The 18,178-nt window shown below is 72.2% G+C and carries 17 protein-coding genes and 1 tRNA gene; 11 read left to right on the forward strand and 7 right to left on the reverse strand.

What is annotated here, in order from left to right; translation table 11 throughout:
* The first annotated feature begins 111 nt into the window (after window positions 1-111).
* Window positions 112-555 carry an ATP-binding protein gene (locus CTZ28_RS13305; protein ID WP_121889546.1) on the forward strand — a complete coding sequence of 148 codons (444 nt, stop codon included), beginning with the start codon at window positions 112-114 and terminating at the stop codon, window positions 553-555.
* A gap of 99 nt (window positions 556-654) precedes the next feature.
* The gene (locus CTZ28_RS13310) at window positions 655-1,494 is read left to right on the forward strand and encodes a triphosphoribosyl-dephospho-CoA synthase (RefSeq protein WP_121889547.1); all 840 of its coding nucleotides are present in this window, start codon (window positions 655-657) and stop codon (window positions 1,492-1,494) included.
* 131 nt (window positions 1,495-1,625) lie between these two features.
* On the opposite strand, the gene CTZ28_RS13315 is transcribed toward CTZ28_RS13310, so the two are convergent.
* Window positions 1,626-3,092, reverse strand: a complete 1,467-nt coding sequence (locus tag CTZ28_RS13315) for an aminopeptidase P family protein (protein ID WP_121889548.1) — start codon at window positions 3,090-3,092, stop codon at window positions 1,626-1,628.
* Between the two features lie 294 nt (window positions 3,093-3,386).
* Window positions 3,387-4,805: a PP2C family protein-serine/threonine phosphatase gene (locus tag CTZ28_RS13320; RefSeq protein WP_121889549.1), complete on the reverse strand. Its 1,419-nt coding sequence runs from the start codon at window positions 4,803-4,805 to the stop codon at window positions 3,387-3,389.
* A gap of 612 nt (window positions 4,806-5,417) precedes the next feature.
* Between CTZ28_RS13320 and CTZ28_RS13325 the strand changes: the two genes are divergently transcribed.
* Both CTZ28_RS13325 and CTZ28_RS13330 read left to right on the forward strand, forming a co-directional pair.
* Window positions 5,418-6,083 carry a bifunctional DNA primase/polymerase gene (locus CTZ28_RS13325; RefSeq protein WP_121889550.1) on the forward strand — a complete coding sequence of 222 codons (666 nt, stop codon included), beginning with the start codon at window positions 5,418-5,420 and terminating at the stop codon, window positions 6,081-6,083.
* A 55-nt stretch (window positions 6,084-6,138) separates the two neighbouring features.
* The gene (locus tag CTZ28_RS13330; RefSeq protein WP_121889551.1) at window positions 6,139-6,732 is read left to right on the forward strand and encodes a hypothetical protein; all 594 of its coding nucleotides are present in this window, start codon (window positions 6,139-6,141) and stop codon (window positions 6,730-6,732) included.
* Between the two features lie 245 nt (window positions 6,733-6,977).
* Here the strand turns inward: CTZ28_RS13330 and CTZ28_RS13335 are convergent, their stop codons facing one another.
* The 3 genes from CTZ28_RS13335 to CTZ28_RS13345 form a co-directional block, all read right to left on the reverse strand.
* Window positions 6,978-7,967 carry a DUF5926 family protein gene (locus CTZ28_RS13335; RefSeq protein WP_121889552.1) on the reverse strand — a complete coding sequence of 330 codons (990 nt, stop codon included), beginning with the start codon at window positions 7,965-7,967 and terminating at the stop codon, window positions 6,978-6,980.
* A gap of 141 nt (window positions 7,968-8,108) precedes the next feature.
* Window positions 8,109-8,765: an ATP-binding protein gene (locus tag CTZ28_RS13340; protein ID WP_121889553.1), complete on the reverse strand. Its 657-nt coding sequence runs from the start codon at window positions 8,763-8,765 to the stop codon at window positions 8,109-8,111.
* Between the two features lie 182 nt (window positions 8,766-8,947).
* Window positions 8,948-9,775 (reverse strand): glycerophosphodiester phosphodiesterase, encoded by an 828-nt coding sequence (locus tag CTZ28_RS13345; RefSeq protein ID WP_121889554.1) that lies wholly within the window; start codon window positions 9,773-9,775, stop codon window positions 8,948-8,950.
* Between the two features lie 288 nt (window positions 9,776-10,063).
* On the opposite strand from CTZ28_RS13345, the gene CTZ28_RS13355 reads away from it, so the two are divergent.
* Both CTZ28_RS13355 and CTZ28_RS13360 read left to right on the forward strand, forming a co-directional pair.
* Complete coding sequence (locus tag CTZ28_RS13355) at window positions 10,064-11,533, forward strand: S1C family serine protease (protein ID WP_121889555.1); 1,470 nt, start codon at window positions 10,064-10,066, stop codon at window positions 11,531-11,533.
* Window positions 11,534-11,594: 61 nt separating this feature from the next.
* A tRNA-Ser gene (locus CTZ28_RS13360) sits at window positions 11,595-11,681 on the forward strand.
* Between the two features lie 94 nt (window positions 11,682-11,775).
* Here CTZ28_RS13360 and CTZ28_RS13365 read toward each other — a convergent pair.
* Window positions 11,776-12,255, reverse strand: a complete 480-nt coding sequence (locus tag CTZ28_RS13365; RefSeq protein ID WP_121889556.1) for a DUF6083 domain-containing protein — start codon at window positions 12,253-12,255, stop codon at window positions 11,776-11,778.
* A 213-nt stretch (window positions 12,256-12,468) separates the two neighbouring features.
* Here CTZ28_RS13365 and CTZ28_RS13370 point away from each other — a divergent pair, with 213 nt between their 5' ends.
* Window positions 12,469-12,771: a hypothetical protein gene (locus tag CTZ28_RS13370; protein ID WP_121889557.1), complete on the forward strand. Its 303-nt coding sequence runs from the start codon at window positions 12,469-12,471 to the stop codon at window positions 12,769-12,771.
* 278 nt (window positions 12,772-13,049) lie between these two features.
* On the opposite strand, the gene CTZ28_RS13375 is transcribed toward CTZ28_RS13370, so the two are convergent.
* A complete protein-coding gene (locus tag CTZ28_RS13375) occupies window positions 13,050-13,913 on the reverse strand; it encodes a bifunctional DNA primase/polymerase (protein WP_121889558.1) in 864 nt (287 codons plus the stop codon).
* Window positions 13,914-14,287: 374 nt separating this feature from the next.
* On the opposite strand from CTZ28_RS13375, the gene CTZ28_RS13380 reads away from it, so the two are divergent.
* From CTZ28_RS13380 to CTZ28_RS13395, 4 genes are all read left to right on the forward strand, one after another.
* Window positions 14,288-14,599, forward strand: coding sequence for a hypothetical protein (locus CTZ28_RS13380; protein WP_121889559.1), 312 nt, complete (start codon window positions 14,288-14,290; stop codon window positions 14,597-14,599).
* A gap of 201 nt (window positions 14,600-14,800) precedes the next feature.
* Window positions 14,801-15,964 carry an acyl-CoA dehydrogenase family protein gene (locus tag CTZ28_RS13385; RefSeq protein WP_121889560.1) on the forward strand — a complete coding sequence of 388 codons (1,164 nt, stop codon included), beginning with the start codon at window positions 14,801-14,803 and terminating at the stop codon, window positions 15,962-15,964.
* 185 nt (window positions 15,965-16,149) lie between these two features.
* Window positions 16,150-17,097 carry a bifunctional MaoC family dehydratase N-terminal/OB-fold nucleic acid binding domain-containing protein gene (locus CTZ28_RS13390; RefSeq protein ID WP_121889606.1) on the forward strand — a complete coding sequence of 316 codons (948 nt, stop codon included), beginning with the start codon at window positions 16,150-16,152 and terminating at the stop codon, window positions 17,095-17,097.
* A gap of 1 nt (window position 17,098) precedes the next feature.
* On the forward strand, window positions 17,099-18,175 hold the full coding sequence (locus CTZ28_RS13395) for an acyl-CoA dehydrogenase family protein (protein WP_121889561.1): 1,077 nt from the start codon (window positions 17,099-17,101) through the stop codon (window positions 18,173-18,175).
* The last annotated feature ends 3 nt before the right edge of the window (window positions 18,176-18,178 follow it).

Here is an 18,178-nt window from a genome sequence, read left to right on the forward strand (position 1 = left end):
CTGCCCGAACGCATCCGCCATATGGGCGGCGTCACGCCACAGGTGTGCTTACACCGCCGCGCGCGCGGCAATAGGTAACGGTATGTCGAGCCGCGGCCAGGAGGCTGGAGCATGAGCATCTGGTGGTCACTCCATCTGCGCCGCGAAGCCGCGAGCGTTCCCCTCGCGAGACGGTTGCTGCTGGGCACCATGGAGACGGCGGGAGTGGACCCCGACATCTCCTACGACCTGTCCGTCGCCCTCAGCGAGGCCTGTGCGAACGCCGTCGAGCACGGCGGGGACGTCGCGCGCGGCGCTTCGGGGGCGTACCGCGTGACCGCCTACCTGGACGGCGAGAAGTGCCGCATCGAGGTGACCGACTCCGGGCCGGGCTTCGCGCGCCCCCCGGCCCTGCGTGCCGCGCGCATGGACGCGGAGCACGGCCGCGGGCTGTGCCTGATCCGGGAACTCGCCGATCACGTCCACATCGGCAACAAGCCGGGCCGCGCCGGCACGGTGGTGAGCTTCGACAAGATGCTCAAGTGGACCAAGGACCCCACCCTGCTCACGGCGTGACGACCCGCACCCGGTGACGTCCGGTGCCCCCCGTCTTCACAGCCGCCTCTCAGCCGGTGCTGATGCCCCTGACAAGCGTGGTGCCTACCTTCCTCTCGCATGAGGAGCACTGAGGACGAGGCCCTGGCGTGGGCCGCCGTCGACGCGCTCACCGGGCAGTTGGCGCTGACCCCCAAGCCCGGTCTGCCCGACCCGCGCGATCTGGGCGCCCCGGCCGACCGCCGGGACCACCGCTCCCTGCGCTGGACGGCCAAGGCGCTGGCACCCGGCCTCGCGGCGATGGCCGCCGCCGCCCGCCGCACCGGCGATGCGACGCCCGGGCTGCGCGCGGAACTCGGCGCGATCGGGCGGTGCACCGAGCACTCGGTGCGGCTGGCCGGCGGCGGTCATCGGGGCGCCCTGTGGGTACTGGGCCTGCTGGTCGCGGCGACCGCGCTGGCACCGGTGGCCGACGCGGGCGAGGCCACCGCGACCGCCCGGCGGATCGCCGCGCACACCGACCGGGCCGCCCCGCGGCGCCCGTCACGCGGCTCCGCGGTCTCCGTCCGGTACGGCGCCGCCGGGGCCCGGGGCGAGGCCGGGGCCGGATTCCCGCACGTACGGCGGGCGCTGGCCGCGCTCGCCGCCGCGCGCGCGGCCGGTGCCACCGAGGCACAGGCCCGACTGGACGCCCTGCTCACCGTGATGTCCACCTTGCAGGACACCGAACTCCTGCACGGCGCGGGCCCGCTCGGCCTGCGCCAGGTGCAGGCGGGCGCCCGCCGGGTGCTGGCAGCGGGCGGCACGGCGACGCAGGCAGGCGCCGCGGCACTGGCCGCGCTCGACGCCGATCTGCACGCGCGCGCGTGGAGTCCCCGCGGCAGCGCGGGCCTGCTCGCGGGCGCGCTGTACCTCGACGCGCTGCCGATCAGCGACACGGCACGGGCCCGGACCGCCTGACGCCGCTTCCCACAGATCCGGGCAGCCCGCAGCCACAGTGGGGGCGCGGCAGCAGAAATGGCCGAGTACCCACCGGTACCCGGCCATTCGGACACAGTGTCATGCCGTCATGCCGTCATGCCGTCATGCCGTCACGCCGTCAGCCCGGCCATCCACGCCTCGATCTCGGCCGACCGGCGCGGCAGTCCGGCACTGAGGTTCCGGTTGCCGTCCTCGGTCACCAGGATGTCGTCCTCGATGCGGACGCCGATGCCGCGGTACTCCTCGGGCACGGTCAGGTCATCGGACTGGAAGTACAGGCCCGGCTCGACCGTCAGCACCATGCCGGGCTCCAGCACGCCCTCCACATACGTCTCGGTCCGCGCGGCCGCGCAGTCGTGGACGTCCAGGCCGAGCATGTGACCGGTGCCGTGCAGGGTCCAGCGGCGCTGCAGGCCCAGCTCCAGGACGCGCTCGACCGGGCCCTCGACCAGGCCCCACGCGACGAGCCGCTCGGTGAGGACGCGCTGGGCGGCGTCGTGGAAGTCGCGGTACTTGGCGCCCGGCTTGACGGCCGCGATCCCGGCCTCCTGGGCGTCGTACACGGCGTCGTAGATCTTCTTCTGGATGTCGCTGTACGTGCCGTCGACCGGCAGCGTGCGCGTGACGTCCGCGGTGTAGAGCGTGTGCGTCTCGACGCCCGCGTCGAGCAGCAGCAGGTCGCCGGAGCGTACCGGGCCGTCGTTGCGGACCCAGTGCAGCGTGCAGGCGTGCGGCCCGGCCGCGCAGATGGAGCCGTAGCCGACGTCGTTGCCCTCCACGCGCGCGCGGAGGAAGAACGTGCCCTCGATGTAGCGCTCGCTGGTGGCCTCGGCCTTGTCGAGGACCTTCACGACGTCCTCGAAGCCGCGCACGGTGGAGTCGACGGCCTTCTGCAGCTCGCCGATCTCGAACTCGTCCTTGACCAGTCGCGCCTCGGAGAGGAAGACGCGCAGCTCCTCGTCGCGCTCGGCGGTGACCTTGTCGGTCAGAGCGGCCTCGATCCCGGCGTCGTACCCGCGCACGACGCGGACCGGGCCGGTGGCCTCGCGCAGCGCGTCGGCCAGCTCACGCACGTCGGCGGCCGGGATGCCGTGGAGCGCCTCGGACTCGGCGAGCGAGTGGCGGCGGCCGACCCACAGCTCGCCCTGGCCGGAGAGCCAGAACTCGCCGTTCTCACGGTCGGAGCGGGGCAGGAGGTAGATCGTCTCCCGGTGGCCGTCGGCGCTGGGCTCCAGGACGAGGACGCCGTCCTCGGTCTGGTTGCCGGTGAGGTACGCGTACTCGACCGACGCCCGGAAGGGGTAGTCCGTGTCGTTCGAGCGCACCTTCAGGTTGCCCGCCGGGATCACCAGGCGCTCGCCCGGGAAGCGGGCGGACAGTGCGGCACGGCGGCGCGCGGTGTGCTCGGCCTGCTCGATGGGCTTCAGGCCGTGCAGGTCCGTATCGGCCCAGCCGGACTTCATGTTCTCGGCGAGCTCGTCGGAAACACCCGGGTACAGGCCGTTCTTGCGCTGCTTGATCGGCTCCTCCGACTCAGTCTCCGGGGTCTCCGGGGTGAGTTCGTCGGCCACGGTCATCCTCCTCGATACGGCGCGGATCCTCCCCCGAGCACTCGGCGCTCTGGGCTTCGCCCGAGCAGGGGGACCCCCATCATCGTACGGTCGTACCGCGTCGGACCCGGGGCCGGACGACCTGTTATGCCCGGTCATGCGACCTTCGCGGGTGCCCGCCCGCTGCCGTTCGGGCGGGACGGCGTGCGGCCGAGGCAGCCGGCCGGCGGGGTGACATCCGGCTGTCTCACCCGGCCGAGGCGGCGGAGCGACATCCGGTCTGCGGCCGGCCGCGGCGGCCGGGTGACCTTCGGCCGGCCGTCAGTCGAAGCGCACCGCCAGCAGCACGATGTCCTCCTCGCTGTCCGCGCTGCCCTGCCCGTCCGGCAGCATGGCCCGCAGCACATGGTCGGCGAGGGCGCCGGGGTCGTGGCGCAGCGCGCGCGGCGCGCAGGCACCCGCCGTGTGCAGCCGGGCGAAGGCGCGGTCCATGGTGTCGCCGGTGCGGCGCAGCAGCCCGTCGGTATAGAGCAGAACCGTCTCTCCGGCCGCTGCCTGGATCTCCACGCTCGGTGCCTCCCAGCAGGCGAGCATCCCCAGGGGCGCGGACACGGAGGTCTCCGCGAACTCGGTGCGCCGTTCGCCGATCAGCAGCGGCGGGCTGTGCCCGGCGCCGGCCAGGGTGACCTTGCGCAGCGCGGGTTCGCAGTAGGCGAACAGGGCGGTGGCGGTGCGGGCCGGCTCGGTCAGGCGCAGCAGCAGTTCGAGGTCGGACAGGACGGCGACCGGGTCCTCGCCCTCCATCACGGCGTACGCCCGAAGGGACGCGCGCAGCCTGCCCATCGCGGCGACCGCGCTCGGACCGGAACCGGTGACCGAGCCGACGGCGAGGCCGAGTGCGGCGTCCGGCAGCGGCAGCGCGTCGTACCAGTCGCCGCCGCCGCGCGGGCCGCTGCTGTGCCGGGCGGCGAGCTGGACGCCGGCCACCCTGGGCAGCCGGGAGGGGAGCAACTCCTCGGCGACGGTGGCCATGCACGCGCGCGTGCGTTCCAGTTCCAGCAGCCGGGCGAGGTGTTCGGTGGCGTAGCGGACGTACAGACCGGCGAGATGGCGCTGTCGCTCGTGCGGTTCGGCGGGTTCGTCGTAGAACCAGACGACCGCGCCCAGCCGGCCGGCGGACGCGGTGGACAGCGGCAGGGCGTAGCTGGCGGCGTAGCCGAGGCGGACGGCCACTTCGCGGTGGCGGGGGTGGAGGCCGTCCTCGGCGAACAGGTCGGGGTGGACGATCTCACCGGCGCCGCCCGGCAGTCCGGCCGCCGTGTCGAGGAGCCGACCGTGGGGCAGGGCGCCCCGGGGCACGGTCTCGATATGGCCGAGATCGGACCGGGCGAGGCCCAGGCCGACCGTCCGGCCGGGGCCGCGGCCGTCGCCCGGTTCCAGTACGACGAGACCGCGCCGGGCGCCCACGAGGGCGGCTCCGGCGCGCAGCAGTTCCTGGAGCGCGCGGTCGAGCGAATCGGTGCGGGCCAGGCGTTCGGTGAGTTCGTGAAGGGTCGTGAGGTCGGAGACCCAGCCGGCCAGCCGGTCCTGGAGGACGGCGCCCGGCGGCGGAGCGTGCGGGACAGTGGTCTTCGTCACGGGAGGTGTGCCCGACGTGGCGGTGGCGGGCGCGACAGTGTGTGCGGGCGTGGGGACCATCGAATCGATTCCGGCCACTTTCGGAGGGTGCGGGGCGTTCATGGCGCCCGGCCTTCAGACCGGTGCTTAATGCTCCATAGCATCGCAAACCCCCATGTCATTCTGCGCCGCTGGCAATGTCTCCACATGTACACGCACTCGTGCGGAGATGTCCAGCATTGTCCTGCTGGGATTCCTGGTGTCCGTGGGCTTCTCGTGGGTTTCCGTCGGACCCCTTGCGCAACGGCAAAGTTGGCTTAAAACTGCCTCGGGTATCGGTTCATTGCGGTCGACTGGCCTTGCTCCACGGAGCGTCACAGCGGTCGTGATGGGTACGTACTCGGAGAAGGCCAGGGGTGGTTGGGGGTCACCCGGAACCTGGCGACGGACCCGGGCGTCTTAACCACCGACGACCGTGCCCCATCCTCCCGTGGCGGAGGCGGAGAGAAATACGCGTGACGGCAAAACGCCAGACTTCGCCACCCCCACGCCGCGGCCGTGCTTTTGATAGAAGCAGCAGGGACGCGGATACGACCAACGCTCGGCCCCCTGGGGTTCCCCTTGCCCGGAGCAGGGGTGTGATGCGCCAACAGGTACGCACAGTGAAGTGATCGACACATGGTGTGATGTGGTCCACGGTGTTGCCAGCGGTGCAACGGAAAGGAACGAGCGCTGATGCGCGAGATCCCCGGAAGGCGACGCAGGCTCCTGTCCAGGCGGAACGGCGGGGGGTCTGACCTGATCGGCGCGGCCCTGACCTTCGCGACGGAATGGCAGTGGCCGGTGCTCCCGGGCGTGGCACCGGACCCGCAGGGCCGGGCCCGCTGCACATGCCCCGACCCGGAGTGCACGGTGCCCGGTGCGCACCCCTTCGACCCCGGCCTCCTCGCGGCCACCACCGACGCGCGCATGGTGCACTGGTGGTGGGCCAACCGGCCCGGCGCGCCCATCGTCCTCGCCACCGGCGGCAACGCGCCCTGCGCGGTCAGCCTGCCGGCCCTCGCGGCGGCCCGCGCCCTCGACGCCCTCGACCGCTGCGGCATGCGGCTCGGCCCGGTGATCGCAGCGCCCACCCGGTGGGCGCTGCTCGTGAAGCCGTACTCCATGGAGCAGCTGGGCGAACTGCTCTACGCCAAGGACTTTGTTCCCGGCTCGCTCCGCTTCCACGGCGACGGCGGCTATCTCGCCCTGCCCCCGTCCGAGACCGGCCAGGGCGCCATCCGCTGGGAGCGCGCCCCGCTGCCCGGCTCGGCCGCGCCCTGGGTGCCCGACGTGGAGGCCGTGGTGGACGCCGTGGTCGACGCGCTCACTCGTACGGGTGTGAGCGCGCCCGAGTTGTAGGGGTGTCGGGCGCCTGCGGCACCGGGCGCCCGTGCCCGCTCGTTATCGTCCGCACATGAACGTTCGTCTGCTCGCCCTGGCGGGCGTCGTGGCCTGCGTGCTGGCGCTGCCGCTGGCCGTGGCCTCCGCGGGCCCCGTCGGTGACGGAGGCGGAGCGGCCGTACGCCGTTCCGCGCAGGAGGCCGCCCACGGTTCGCCGTACGACCCCTCGTACGACCGCGCACCGGGCGACACGCGCAACGACGAGACGACCTCATCCGCCGCGCCCGGGGACGCTCCGGAACTGCTCGGTCAGGGCCTCGCCACCGCCGCTCGCTGCGGCCCCGAGCTCTCCTCACCCGACGGCGTCGAGGCGCAGACCTGTGTCCTGACACAGGGCGCGGAGACCTGGGCCCGCACCTACTACCGCAACGCCACCGGAACGGCGCTCGACTCCGTGCTCAGCCTGATGGGGCCCGGTGACCGCACCGTGCGGACGCACTGCACCGTGGGCGCCGGCGACGCGCCCGGCACCTGCGAGACACCGCGGGAGCGCACCCGGGGCGCCCAGGACGGATACACCGCGGTCACCGAGTTCGCGGCCCGCGGGGACCAGGGGCCGCTGCTGCTGCGATCGGGCAGCAACTCCGGCCCGTCCGACGGCAGTTGACGGACGGTTGCGTTCCGTACGGCACGCCGGACATGGAAAGGCCCGGTTGCTGGCGACGGGGGATGCACCAGCAACCGGGCTACTGGAACGGTAACAAGAGATCGGCCGTTCGCAAATTCCGTCTTGGCTATTCGGACACCGATTTCCCTGTCACGACGGGGAGTTGTGACAGGAGTCACCCGATGCGGCGATCAGGTGTGCGGCCGGCCGACCGGTCAGCCGCACACCGGTGCGGTTCCCGTGCCTCAGCTGAGGGTGACCTGCCGGTTGGTCAGGCCCCCGCGCGCGCGACGCTCGTCGGCGGTGAGCGGGGCGTCGGTGGCCAGGGCGGCGGCGAGCCGCTCGGCGAACTCGGCGGCCGGCTTCTCCACGTCCTCGGCGGAGACCGTGCTCGGCAGGTCCCAGACCGGCACGGTGAGCCCGTGCGCCCGGAAGGAACCGACCAGCCGGGTGCCCTCGCCGAGGCTGGAGCGGCCCGCCGCGTGCAGCCGGGCGAGGGCGTCCAGAAGACGCTCCTCCGGGTGCGGCATGACCCAGCGCAGGTGGTTCTTCTCCGGGGTCTCGCACCAGTACGCGGCGTCCACGCCGGTCAGCCGCACCGTGGGCACGGCCGCGGCGTTGGCCCGCTCCAGGGAGGCCGCCACGTCCGGGGTGGTGCTCTCCGGGTCCGGGACCCAGAACTCGAAGCCGCTGTGCACAACTGGCTCGAAGGCGCCCTCGGGGTCGAGGAGGTCCTGCAGCCGCGGCCCCTCGGCCGGGGCGCGGCGGCCCTGGACGGGTGTGCCCGGCGCCGCGGTGAGGGCCTGCTGGAGGGTGTCGGCGAGGTCGCGGCTGATGTCGCCGGACGCCGTGTCGTTCTGCAGACCGAGCAGCACCGAGCCGTCGTCGCGGCGCAGGGCCGGCCAGGCCATCGGCAGCACCGTCGCCAGCGTGACCGACGGGACGCCCTCGGGCAGGCCGTCCTTCAGGGGCAGCTCGGCGGTGGCGGCGGGCACGAGCTCGCGCAGCGCCACCCAGTCGCACTCGCCGGGCAGCCCCTCGAAGGGGCGCTGCACCAGCTCGGTCGCGGCGTGCGCGGCGGCCCGGCCGTGGCACGCCTTGTAGCGGCGGCCGCTGCCGCAGGGGCAGGGCTCGCGGGCGCCGACAACCGGAACGTGCCCGTCAGCGTCTGCGGCGCCGACTCCGCCCGTGGTCTGCGGGCGCTTGGCCTTCGTCTGGGGTCGCTTTTTGGCCATGGTGGGTGTCTCCCGGTTACGGCTCATCTCGTACGGGCGGAGCCTAGCCGCTCGCGCCGCGGCCGACCGGGACCTGTGGACGACGCGGCAGCACGGCTCCTGCGCGCCGGCGCCTTGTGCGCGAACCGATGGCCCGGGAGCTCAGTCCACGTCGTCGAAGGCGTCCGCGAAGCCGAGGCCGGAAAGAGCGGGGACGGCCGGTGCCGCGACCCGGGCGGCGAAGCCGTTCCGGCGGTGCCCGGCGTCGGGATCGTGCACGTCCGCGTGGACGACGGCCCACACGGTGACCTCGCCCCGGGTGTCGTCCCGGACACCCCAGTCGTCGGCCAGTGCCGTGATGATGTTGAGCCCGCGACCGCCGTGCGCGGTGACCGACGGGGTGGCCGGAGCCGGGCGGGTGGGACCGCCACCGTCCGTGACCTCGACGACGAGCCGACCCCGCGGATCCACACGCCACGCGGCCAGGACGTCTCCGTCGTCTCCGTCGTCGGCGTTCTCGGCCGACGCGTCGCCCAGCGGACGCCCGTGTTTGCAGGCATTGCTCAAGAGTTCGGAAAGGATCAGTACGGCATCGTCGATGACCGATTCCGATACGCCACCGCTACGCAATTGATCGCGCATCCGATGCCTTGCTTCCCCCACGCCCGCAGGGCCATGGGGTACGGCCATGCTCGACGACGTGGGCACTTCCTGTGCCACCACCAACGCCACCCCCGAGACCTCCTTAGCCCCACGCCACGGTGTGGATGCCCCACCGGCCTGTACCGGAAACCGGCCAATCCGCGGCCGGTGACGCATTCGCAACGATCGAATGCGGACCGAACGCGCCGGAGCACTCCCCGTGACGGAGTCATGAGGGTGTGGCTTGATTTCGATGCTGTGACCGAGAAGGGAGCATGCTTGAGGTGCGCGGACGGGGTCAAGGGGGGTGAACCGGTCCTTACAAGGCTCTTTACGTCACCTGCGCCCTGCCGGGGGCCTCACCGGCCGAGCCGGTGCAGCACCGCGCGTGGGCGGTTGGTGATGATGGCGTCGACGCCCAGCTCGACGCAGAGGTCGACGTCCTCGGGCTCGTTCACGGTCCACACGTGCACCTGGTGACCGGCCCGCTTCAGCCGCTCGATGTACGCCGGGTGGTTGCGCACGATCCGGATCGAGGGTCCCGCGATCCGGACGCCGGCGGGCAGCCGCCCGTCGCGCAGCCGGGGCGAGACGAACTGCATCAGGTACACCGTCGGCAGCGTCGGCGAGGCCGCCCGCACCCGGTGCAGCGAGCGCGCCGAGAAGCTCATGATCCGCGCCTGCGAGAGCTCGGCGGTGGCCGGGGCGTCGAGCCCGAACCGCTTCAGGAGCATCAGCAGCCGTTCCTCCACCTGCCCGGCCCAGCGCGTGGGGTGCTTGGTCTCGATGGCCAGCTCCACCCGCCGTCCGGCGCCCGTGATCAGTTCGAGCAGCCGCTCCAGGGTGAGCACGGAGGTGTCCGCGCGGTCCTCCGGGCGGTACTCCCAGTCGGGCTCCTCGTCCCGGCCGCGCCAGGTCTCGCGGGACTTGCGGGAGCCGAAGTCCAGGGCGGCCAGCTCGGCCAGCTCCAGGGCCGACACCGCCCCGCGCCCGTTGGACGTGCGGTTGACGCGCCGGTCGTGGACACAGACGAGGTGGCCGTCCGCGGTCAACCGCACGTCGCACTCAAGAGTGTCCGCACCGTCTTCGATCGCCTTCTTGTAGGCGGCGAGGGTGTGCTCGGGGGCGTCCTCGGATGCCCCCCGGTGGGCGACGACCTGGATGTGGTGCTGTGGTGCGTGGGTCACCGCGTCATGGTCCCATCGTGAGGGGGTATGCACGGCGGCGCGGGCGCGTACGTGAAGCGAACGGCGGCACCGACTTTGCTCGGGAATGGAAATTTTGTCAGAAAAGACCTATATAAAGGATGGCCTCGGACCCACAGCCACGGCTTATGGTGCTCTGACGGCCCATGGGAAAAACTGACGTCAGACAAAAACACATGCACAGCTGCATCGCGCCGGACCGTGAACAATCCTGAATGCGTGTGACCGAGTGCGACCGAGAACAACAGCCGTGGATCGAGGAGAAGAGCTGTGAGCACCGAGAACGAGGGCACCCCGGTACCTCCGGCCCCGTCCGCACCCCCCGTGCCGGTGGCATCTCCCGCTGCTTCCCCGCAGGCAGCCCCGCCCGAGGGGAGCGCGCCGACGGCCCCGATCCCGCCGGTGCCTCCGGGCGCCCCCGGCGCGCCGGGGTACGACGGGGCGCCGGCCGCGCATGCCGCGGCGGGCCCGTCAGGCGGCGCGTCGTACTCCGGCCCCGCCCCGGACGGCTCCTGGCCGCCCCCGCCCCCCGCCACGCCCTCCTACGCGGACGGCGGCGCGGGCGCGGGCTCCGGCTGGGGATCGTCGTGGCAGCAGCCCGCCCCCAAGCCGCGCAACGGACGCGGCGGACTGGTCGCCGCGGTCCTGGTCGCCGCGCTGGTCGCGGGCGGACTGGGCGGCGGACTCGGCTACACCCTGGCCAAGAACAACGACAGCACCGGCTCCACCACCGTCTCGGCCTCCGACAACGGCAGCGCCTCGCAGGTCAAGCGCTCCCCGGGCACGATCGCGGCCGTCGCGCAGAAGGCGCTGCCCAGCACCGTCACCATCGAGGCGGAGGGCAGCAGCGGCCAGGGCGGCACGGGCACCGGGTTCGTCTTCGACACCCAGGGCCACATCGTCACCAACAACCACGTGGTGGCGGACGCCGTCGACGGCGGCAAGCTGACCGCCACGTTCCCGAGCGGGAAGAAGTACGACGCCGAGGTCGTCGGCCACGCCCAGGGCTACGACGTCGCCGTCATCAAGCTCAAGAACGCCCCCTCCGACCTCACGCCGCTCGCCCTCGGCGACTCCGACAAGGTGGCCGTCGGCGACGAGACGATCGCGATCGGCGCCCCCTTCGGACTGTCCAACACGGTGACGACCGGCATCATCAGCGCCAAGAACCGCCCGGTCGCCTCCAGTGACGGCAGCGCCAGCAGCAAGGCGTCCTACATGAGCGCCCTGCAGACCGACGCGTCCATCAACCCGGGCAACTCCGGCGGCCCGCTGCTGGACGCCCGCGGCGCGGTCATCGGCATCAACTCCGCGATCCAGTCCAGCAGCGGCGGCGGACTGGGCGGCTCCGGCCAGTCCGGCTCCATCGGCCTCGGCTTCGCCATCCCGATCAACCAGGCCAAGTACGTGGCCCAGCAACTGATCAAGACCGGCCAGCCGGTCTACGCGAAGATCGGCGCGTCCGTCTCCCTGGAGGACACCACGGACGGCGCGAAGATCACCGACCAGGGCACCGCCGGCGCCGAGGCGATCGAGTCGGGCGGTCCCGCGGACAAGGCCGGGCTCAAGCCGGGCGACGTCATCACCAAGCTGGACGACAGGGTGATCGACAGCGGCCCGACCCTGATCGGCGAGATCTGGACCCACAAGCCCGGCGACAAGGTCACCGTCACCTACACGCGGGGCGGCCAGGAGCACACGGTCCAACTGACCCTCGGCTCCCGCGAGGGCGACAGCTGACCCCCACGCGCGTGTGCCGACCGGTTAGTCTTGTCCCCGCGCTGCCGGGTGGGCAGCGCGGGGAGGCGTGCCCGAGCGGCCGAAGGGAACGGTCTTGAAAACCGTCGTGGCAGCAATGTCACCGTGGGTTCAAATCCCACCGCCTCCGCTTGCTGAGCAGTGAGAACGGCCCCTGACCAGGTGATTCGGTCGGGGGCCGTCGCTGTGGGCGTTCCCTGTGGCTGCTCGGGGCATGGCGATGGCTACGGGTCGAGGTCCTGGCGTTCGGCTTCCTCGTCGGGGCAGAGGAAGGCGTGGGCCGGCGTGACGAGATCGCTGGGGCGCGGATCGATCACGTGGACTCGTACCGCGATCCACGTTCCGGCACGGTTACCGGTTCCCTTGGTCAGCCGCCAACGGTAGGGCTCGGGGACATCCTTGGCAGGCAGGTCACAGGTGGCCAGGTCCACCCACTTGTTGTAGTTGGTGGGGTATCTACGAACCAGGTGATGGCACTTGGGGCACGTCGGAGGCTCGGGCGGGCCGATCGCTTCCACGTCGTCGGGGTCCGGGGCCGGGCAGGGTGTTGCCGTCGCCCCTTCCAGCATGGCGAGGTCATTGGTGAGCCGATTCCAGCACCCGTCACAGAGTTCCACCATGAGATCGATACAGCCGCGGCTGCACACCGTGGGGTCCGGTCTCTGACAGAACTGGCATAAGTTCCGACCGTTTATAGCCGCCATATAGGCAAGAGTGAGCGAATGCGCGCAATGGCCGGTAGGGCGCGAATCGGCCTGCTTCGCGGATCATCTGCGTACTTGATCGGCCTTCGAGGGGCGCCCTTCTGCGTGCGCGCGCTGCCAGGGCTGCGAGGTTGAACTGGTGGCTCCTGTTATCTCGTCGGTGTCATGATCTGCGCTGTGTGGCGTGGGGACGCCGCGTAGGGGAGGCGAGCGATGTTGGAGTACCTGCTGCTCGGCGTGGTCGGCGTACTTGTGGCAAGTTCGACGGTGTTTGCCGTCGTGGCGATCCGTACGGGGTGGGTGTTGCCGTGGCTGCGGGGCAGTATGGTCCGCCCCTGGCTGTGGGGCTACGGGACGTTGCTCATTGATGCCGGACTCTTCGTCGGCTTCCTGGCGATCAGGGTTCTCCACTCGCCCTCGTCGGGCCAGCTGATGGCCCTCGCGGCGATGGCTCTGTTTGCTGCGGGTAGTTTCCTCTCGTTCCTTTCCAACCGCCCTGCCCGTGTCCAGGTGTGAATGGCGCAGCCTCGGCTGGTCAGAAGGGGTGCCCTCATCAAGGCGCACCCCTTCTGCATGCGTGGTGTCCCGCCTCGGTCCGGTTCTGTCGCTCCGTTGACCGGGAAGCACCCCCTGCACGGCGTGCGGCGCGGCGGCCGGGCCTCGCGTGATCATGGCCTCGTGAGCTCAAGTCGCCGGTCAACGGTCCAGGGCGTGCGTCGGGGCAGCGCGGGCGGAGCCGGGAGCGCGCCGGCGGACCGGCGCCCCGGGAAGGCGCGTTCTCGTGCGCGGGGGTTTCACGGGCGATGCCCCGTCATCCGGGCCGCCGATGCGATCGTCGCCCGTGCCTCCCGTTCCGAGAGGCCGGTGTTGAGGGCCGCCTCGACCAGCGGGGCGATAAGGGCGGGTCCGATGCCGTTCTCGTAGGCGCGGCAGGCGGCCCAGAACAGGCGGGTGTTGCGCTGGCCCTCGTGGGCCGCGAGGACGAACTGGACCAGCCCCCTGCCGTGCTCGCCGGACGGTGGCGCCGGATGGGGTGCGCGGGGCGGCGGCAGGAGCAGGCGCAGCAGCGCGGGCGGGCACGGCGCGGGGGCCAGGTGGGCGGTGCCGGGGGCGGTGGCGTAGACGCCGTGGTCGGTGCGGGAGCCGGGGCCGACGAGATAGCCGCCGGCGCCCCGGATGTCGATGCCGGGGGCGAGCCGGCCGGCCGAGTTGGGGACGACGACGTCCGGCGGGCCGGTCAGCCAGACGTGGCGGCCCCCGCTCGGCGTGAGCACGACGACGGTCTCGGGGATCGTGAACAGGTGGCGCAGGGCCAGTTCGCGCAGGGCGGCAGAGGAGTCCGTGTCGGACTTGGTGTCGAGGTCGATGCCTATCAGGTGGTGCGGGGGCAGTCCGCACGCGATGCCGTAGCCGGTGGCCCAGGGCGCGGCGGCGAACAGTTCGCGGATGCGTGCCGGGTCGGTCGAGGCGTCGTACACGCCATGGCCGAAGCGGCCGCACTCGCCGTGGCAGTGGGCGGGGTCGGGCCGGTCGCGGTGGGGGGAGCGCAGGGCCGGGAGCTTCGCCCGGGACAGGGGGATGACGGCCAGTCCGCGTTCGGCGGCTGACAGGGCGTGCGCGAGGGCCAGCGTCGTGGCCTGCCGGTCGGTGGTGGCCATGCCTCCATGTTCGTACACACGTTCGAAAAAGGGAAGAGGGGGGCCGGGTGACACGCCGGGGAGGAAGGGTTGGCCGGAAATGCGCCGAAACGGTTCACCGCTTGTGCCGCTTGGGTCCGAGAAGTCTGTACTGGGTGCTGTTGCGCCATGAGATCACCAAAGATGGCGAAAGGGGTTTATCGACTTGTCATCACGCTTGAGTGCGAATCGGGTCCTGTGGGGTGGTTCGCCACGGATTCGATGGGCAACTCTGGATTCGCGACGTCGTGCTCAACCGCTCGGGAGGTCGGCCAACTTCCCAGGCAGCAGCTGTACTTCATGAATTCCCGTGCTTCCGGCCAGTCGGCCGATGGGTATCGTCCTGGAGGGACAACATGGCAAGCATCCGTACCGCCCGCGTTCTCGCCGCCGTCTCCGCGCTCCCGCTCGCAGCCGTCCTCTTCACCGGCGTCGCGAGTGCGGACAACGGTGCCTTCGCGGACGACGGATCGAACGCCGGCGTGGCGAGCGTCGTCGGCAGCGGGGTCGGCCGCGACAACTCCGGCAACTCGTCCACGACGCAGCAGAGCGCGGTCGGCTCCGGCGCCTCGAACCAGAGCAACACCGCTCAGGTCAGGGGCTCCGCGTTCACCGCCATCCAGCAGGGGAACAAGAACATCAACATCCACTTCACCCGCCTCTGGTAGGCCGCGACTGACGGGGGGTGTGCTTTCGGGGTCGCAAGACGTCTGCGTGGCGGTACTTCGGTGCCGCCGCGCAGGCGTTTTCGCTGTCCTGCGCCGACCTTGACACCCGACCGGATCTGACGGACAGTCAGAAACTGCCGTTCGTACGGGTCCGGACCCGGCCCGTACGAGTCCCGTACCGGGCCGGGAGGTTCCCCCGCCGTGCACCTCGCCCCCACCGAGCGCCAGCAGCGCCTGCGTGCCGAACTCCGCGCCTACTTCCGGGCCGTGCTGCCGACGGGACCCACCGGCCCGCGGGAGCGGCGCGCGCTGCTGCGCCGCATCGGTGCCGACGGCTGGCTCGGGCTCGGCTGGCCCGTCGCGTACGGCGGCCGGGGCCGGGGCGCGGACGAGCAGTTCGTGTTCTTCGACGAGGCGTACCGGGCCGGCGCCCCCGTCTCGATGGTCACCCTGAACACCGTCGGGCCCACGCTCATGAAGCACGGCAGCGAGGAGCAGAAGGCCCGTTTCCTGCCCAGGATCCTCAGCGGGGAACTGATCTTCGCGATCGGCTACAGCGAACCGTCCGCCGGGACCGACCTGGCGTCACTGCGCACGCGGGCCGTGCGGGAGGGCGACGGCTGGCGGATCGACGGGCAGAAGACGTTCACGTCGGGCGCCCAGCACGCGGACTGGATCTGGCTCGCCTGCCGTACCGATCCCGGGGCGCCCCGGCACCGCGGCATCTCGATCCTCCTCGTCCCCACCGACGCGCAGGGCTTCTCGTGGACGCCGATCGAGACGGTGGGCGGGCAGACCACGACCGCCACCTACTACGACGGGGTGCGCGTCCCGGCCGGCAATCTCGTCGGGGCCGAGAACGAGGGCTGGTCGCTCATCACCGACCAGCTCAATCACGAGCGGGTCGCCCTCGCCGCGATCGGCATGCAGGCCGAGGACTTCTACGCCGCCGCGCTCACCGCCGCCCGTACCCCTGATCCGGTGACCGGGAGGCGCCGGATTGACGAGCCGTGGGTGCGTGCGCAGCTGGCCGAGGCGCATGCCCGGCTGGCTGCGACACGCCTGCTGAACTGGCGTTTGGTGGGGGATGTGGGGGCGGGCCGACTCGCGCCAGGAGACGCCAGCGGGGTGAAGGTGGCGGGAACTGAATCGGCGATCGCGACGTATCGCATATGTCAGCACGTGATCGGGACCGACGGGCTGGCGGGGACGGTACGAGCGGGGTCGCCGGGCGCCTTCGGGGACGGTGAGCTCGAAAGGCTGAACAGGGCGGCGCAGATCAACACATTCGGGGGCGGGGTGAGCGAGGTGCAGCGGGAGATCGTCGCGACGATGCGGCTCGGGATGACGAGGGGGCGGCGGTGACGGGCGCGGAGGGGAAGCCGGCGCCGGGTAAGGAGGGGGCGGCGGTGAGCGGGGAGACGGAGACCGCGGCTACGGAGGTCGTGGCGGGCGCCGGTGCGGGTGCGGAAGCGGATGCGCGCGTGGGCGTGGAAGCCGGCGCGGGTGCCGGGGGGCAAGCTGTGGCGGGCGCGGGCGCCGCCACGGGCGTGCGGGACCGGACGGCGGCGGACACGGGCGCGCCGGATGAGCTGTGGGCCCGGCTCAAGGCGTACGAGGGGCGGGCCGCCACCGTCGCCTGCGCGGGCAAGGACCCGGTCAACGCACCGATGATCCGGCACTGGTGCGAGGCGATGGGCGACACCAACCCGGCGTACGAGGGACCGGACGCCGTGGCTCCGCCCACCATGCTCCAGGCGTGGACGATGGGCGGCCTCTCCGGTCACGAGGGGCGCACGGACGCCTACGACGACCTGCTCACCCTGCTCGACGAGGCAGGCTGCACCTCGGTCGTCGCCACCGACTGCGAGCAGGAGTATCTGCGGGCCCTGCGCCCCGGGGACGAGGTCGTCTTCGACGCGGTGATCGAGTCGGTGTCGGAGCGCAAGACGACCAGGCTCGGCACGGGGTACTTCGTCACGACCCGCATGGATGTCCGGGTGGGTGCGGACCTCGCGGGCACGCACCGCTTCCGCATCCTCAAGTACGCGCCCGCCGCCCGCCGGAAACCGCGGCCCGGGCGCCCCCGCCCCGTGGTCAACCGGGACAACACCGGCTTCTGGGAGGGCGTGGCCCGGCACCGGCTGCTCATCCAGCGCTGCACCGGCTGCGGCACCCTGCGTCACCCCTGGCTGCCGGGCTGCAACGAGTGCGGCGGCCTGGACTGGGACACGGTCGAGGCGAGCGGCGAGGGCACCGTCCACTCGTACGTCGTGATGCACCACCCGCCCTTTCCCGCGTTCGACCCTCCCTACGCGGTCGGCCTGATCGAACTGACCGAGGGCGTGCGGATGGTGAGCAACGTGGTGGGAGTGCCGTACGACAAGGTGCGCATCGGCCTGCCGGTGCGTCTGGAGTTCCGGCGGTACGAGGGAGCGGGCACCGGCGAGGACCCGCTGGTCCTGCCGGTCTTCCGGGCCACCGAGGGCGGGGCCTGAGATGGACTTCACGCCCACCGAGGAACAGACCGCGGCCCGCGACCTGGCCGCGCGGATCTTCGCCGACCTGGCCACGCACGAACGGCTCGCGGCCACCGGCACCGGCAGCGACCCGGAACTGTGGAAGGCCCTCACCGGAGCGGGTCTGGTGGGCGCGGTGGAGGACCTGGGACTGCTCGGCCTGGTCCTGCTCCTGGAGGAACAGGGCCGCACGACGGCCCAGGTGCCCTACGCGGCCACCGGTGTCTTCGGACTCCTGGCGATCACGGCCCACGGCACCCGGGACCAGCGGGAACGGCTGCTGCCCGGACTCAGGGACGGCTCCCTGGTGATCACCGGGGCGTTCCCGGCACAGGGCGGCGTACGGGCCTCGGCGCCGGGCGGGCCGGCGGTCGTCGCGGATTCGGCCTCGGCCGAGCTGACCGGCACGGTGCCCGTCGTCCCCTGGCTGCAGGACGCCACGCACATCCTCGTCGCCGACGACCGGCGACGGCTGTGGCTGACGCCCCTCGCCGCCGGCGCGACGGTCACACCGGTCGACCTGACCGCTCCCTGGTCGGCCGGCCGTCTCACCCTGGACCACGCCCCCGCGGAACGCCTGGGCACCGGCAGGCCACCGCAGGACACCGGTGCCTACGACGACATCCTCGCCACCGCCCGCACCGCCTTCGCCGGGCTCCAGGCCGGTGTGTGCGCGGGGTCGCTCGCGCGGGCCGTGGCGCATGTGAACGCCCGGGAGCAGTTCGGCCGGCCGCTCGCCACCCGGCAGGCCGTCCAGCTCCGGGCCGCCGACGCCCATATGGACACCGAGGCGATACGGGTGACGGCGTACGAGGCGGCCTGGCGGCGCGACGCCGGACTGCCGTACGCCACCCATGCGCTGACCGCCGCCTGGTGGGCGGCCGAGGCGGGGCAGCGCGTCGTCCACACGGGCCAGCATCTGCACGGCGGCACCGGGGCCGACCTCGACCATCCGGTGCACCGGCACTTCCTGTGGGGGCGGCAACTGGATGCCTATCTGGGATGCGGGAGCGAAGTGCTCCAGGAACTGGGGGAGTTGATCGCGAGTGGGGAGTGAGGC

The sequence above is a fragment of the Streptomyces shenzhenensis genome (genome assembly GCF_003688995.1).
In the GTDB taxonomy this organism is placed as follows: Bacteria; Actinomycetota; Actinomycetes; order Streptomycetales; family Streptomycetaceae; genus Streptomyces; species Streptomyces shenzhenensis_A.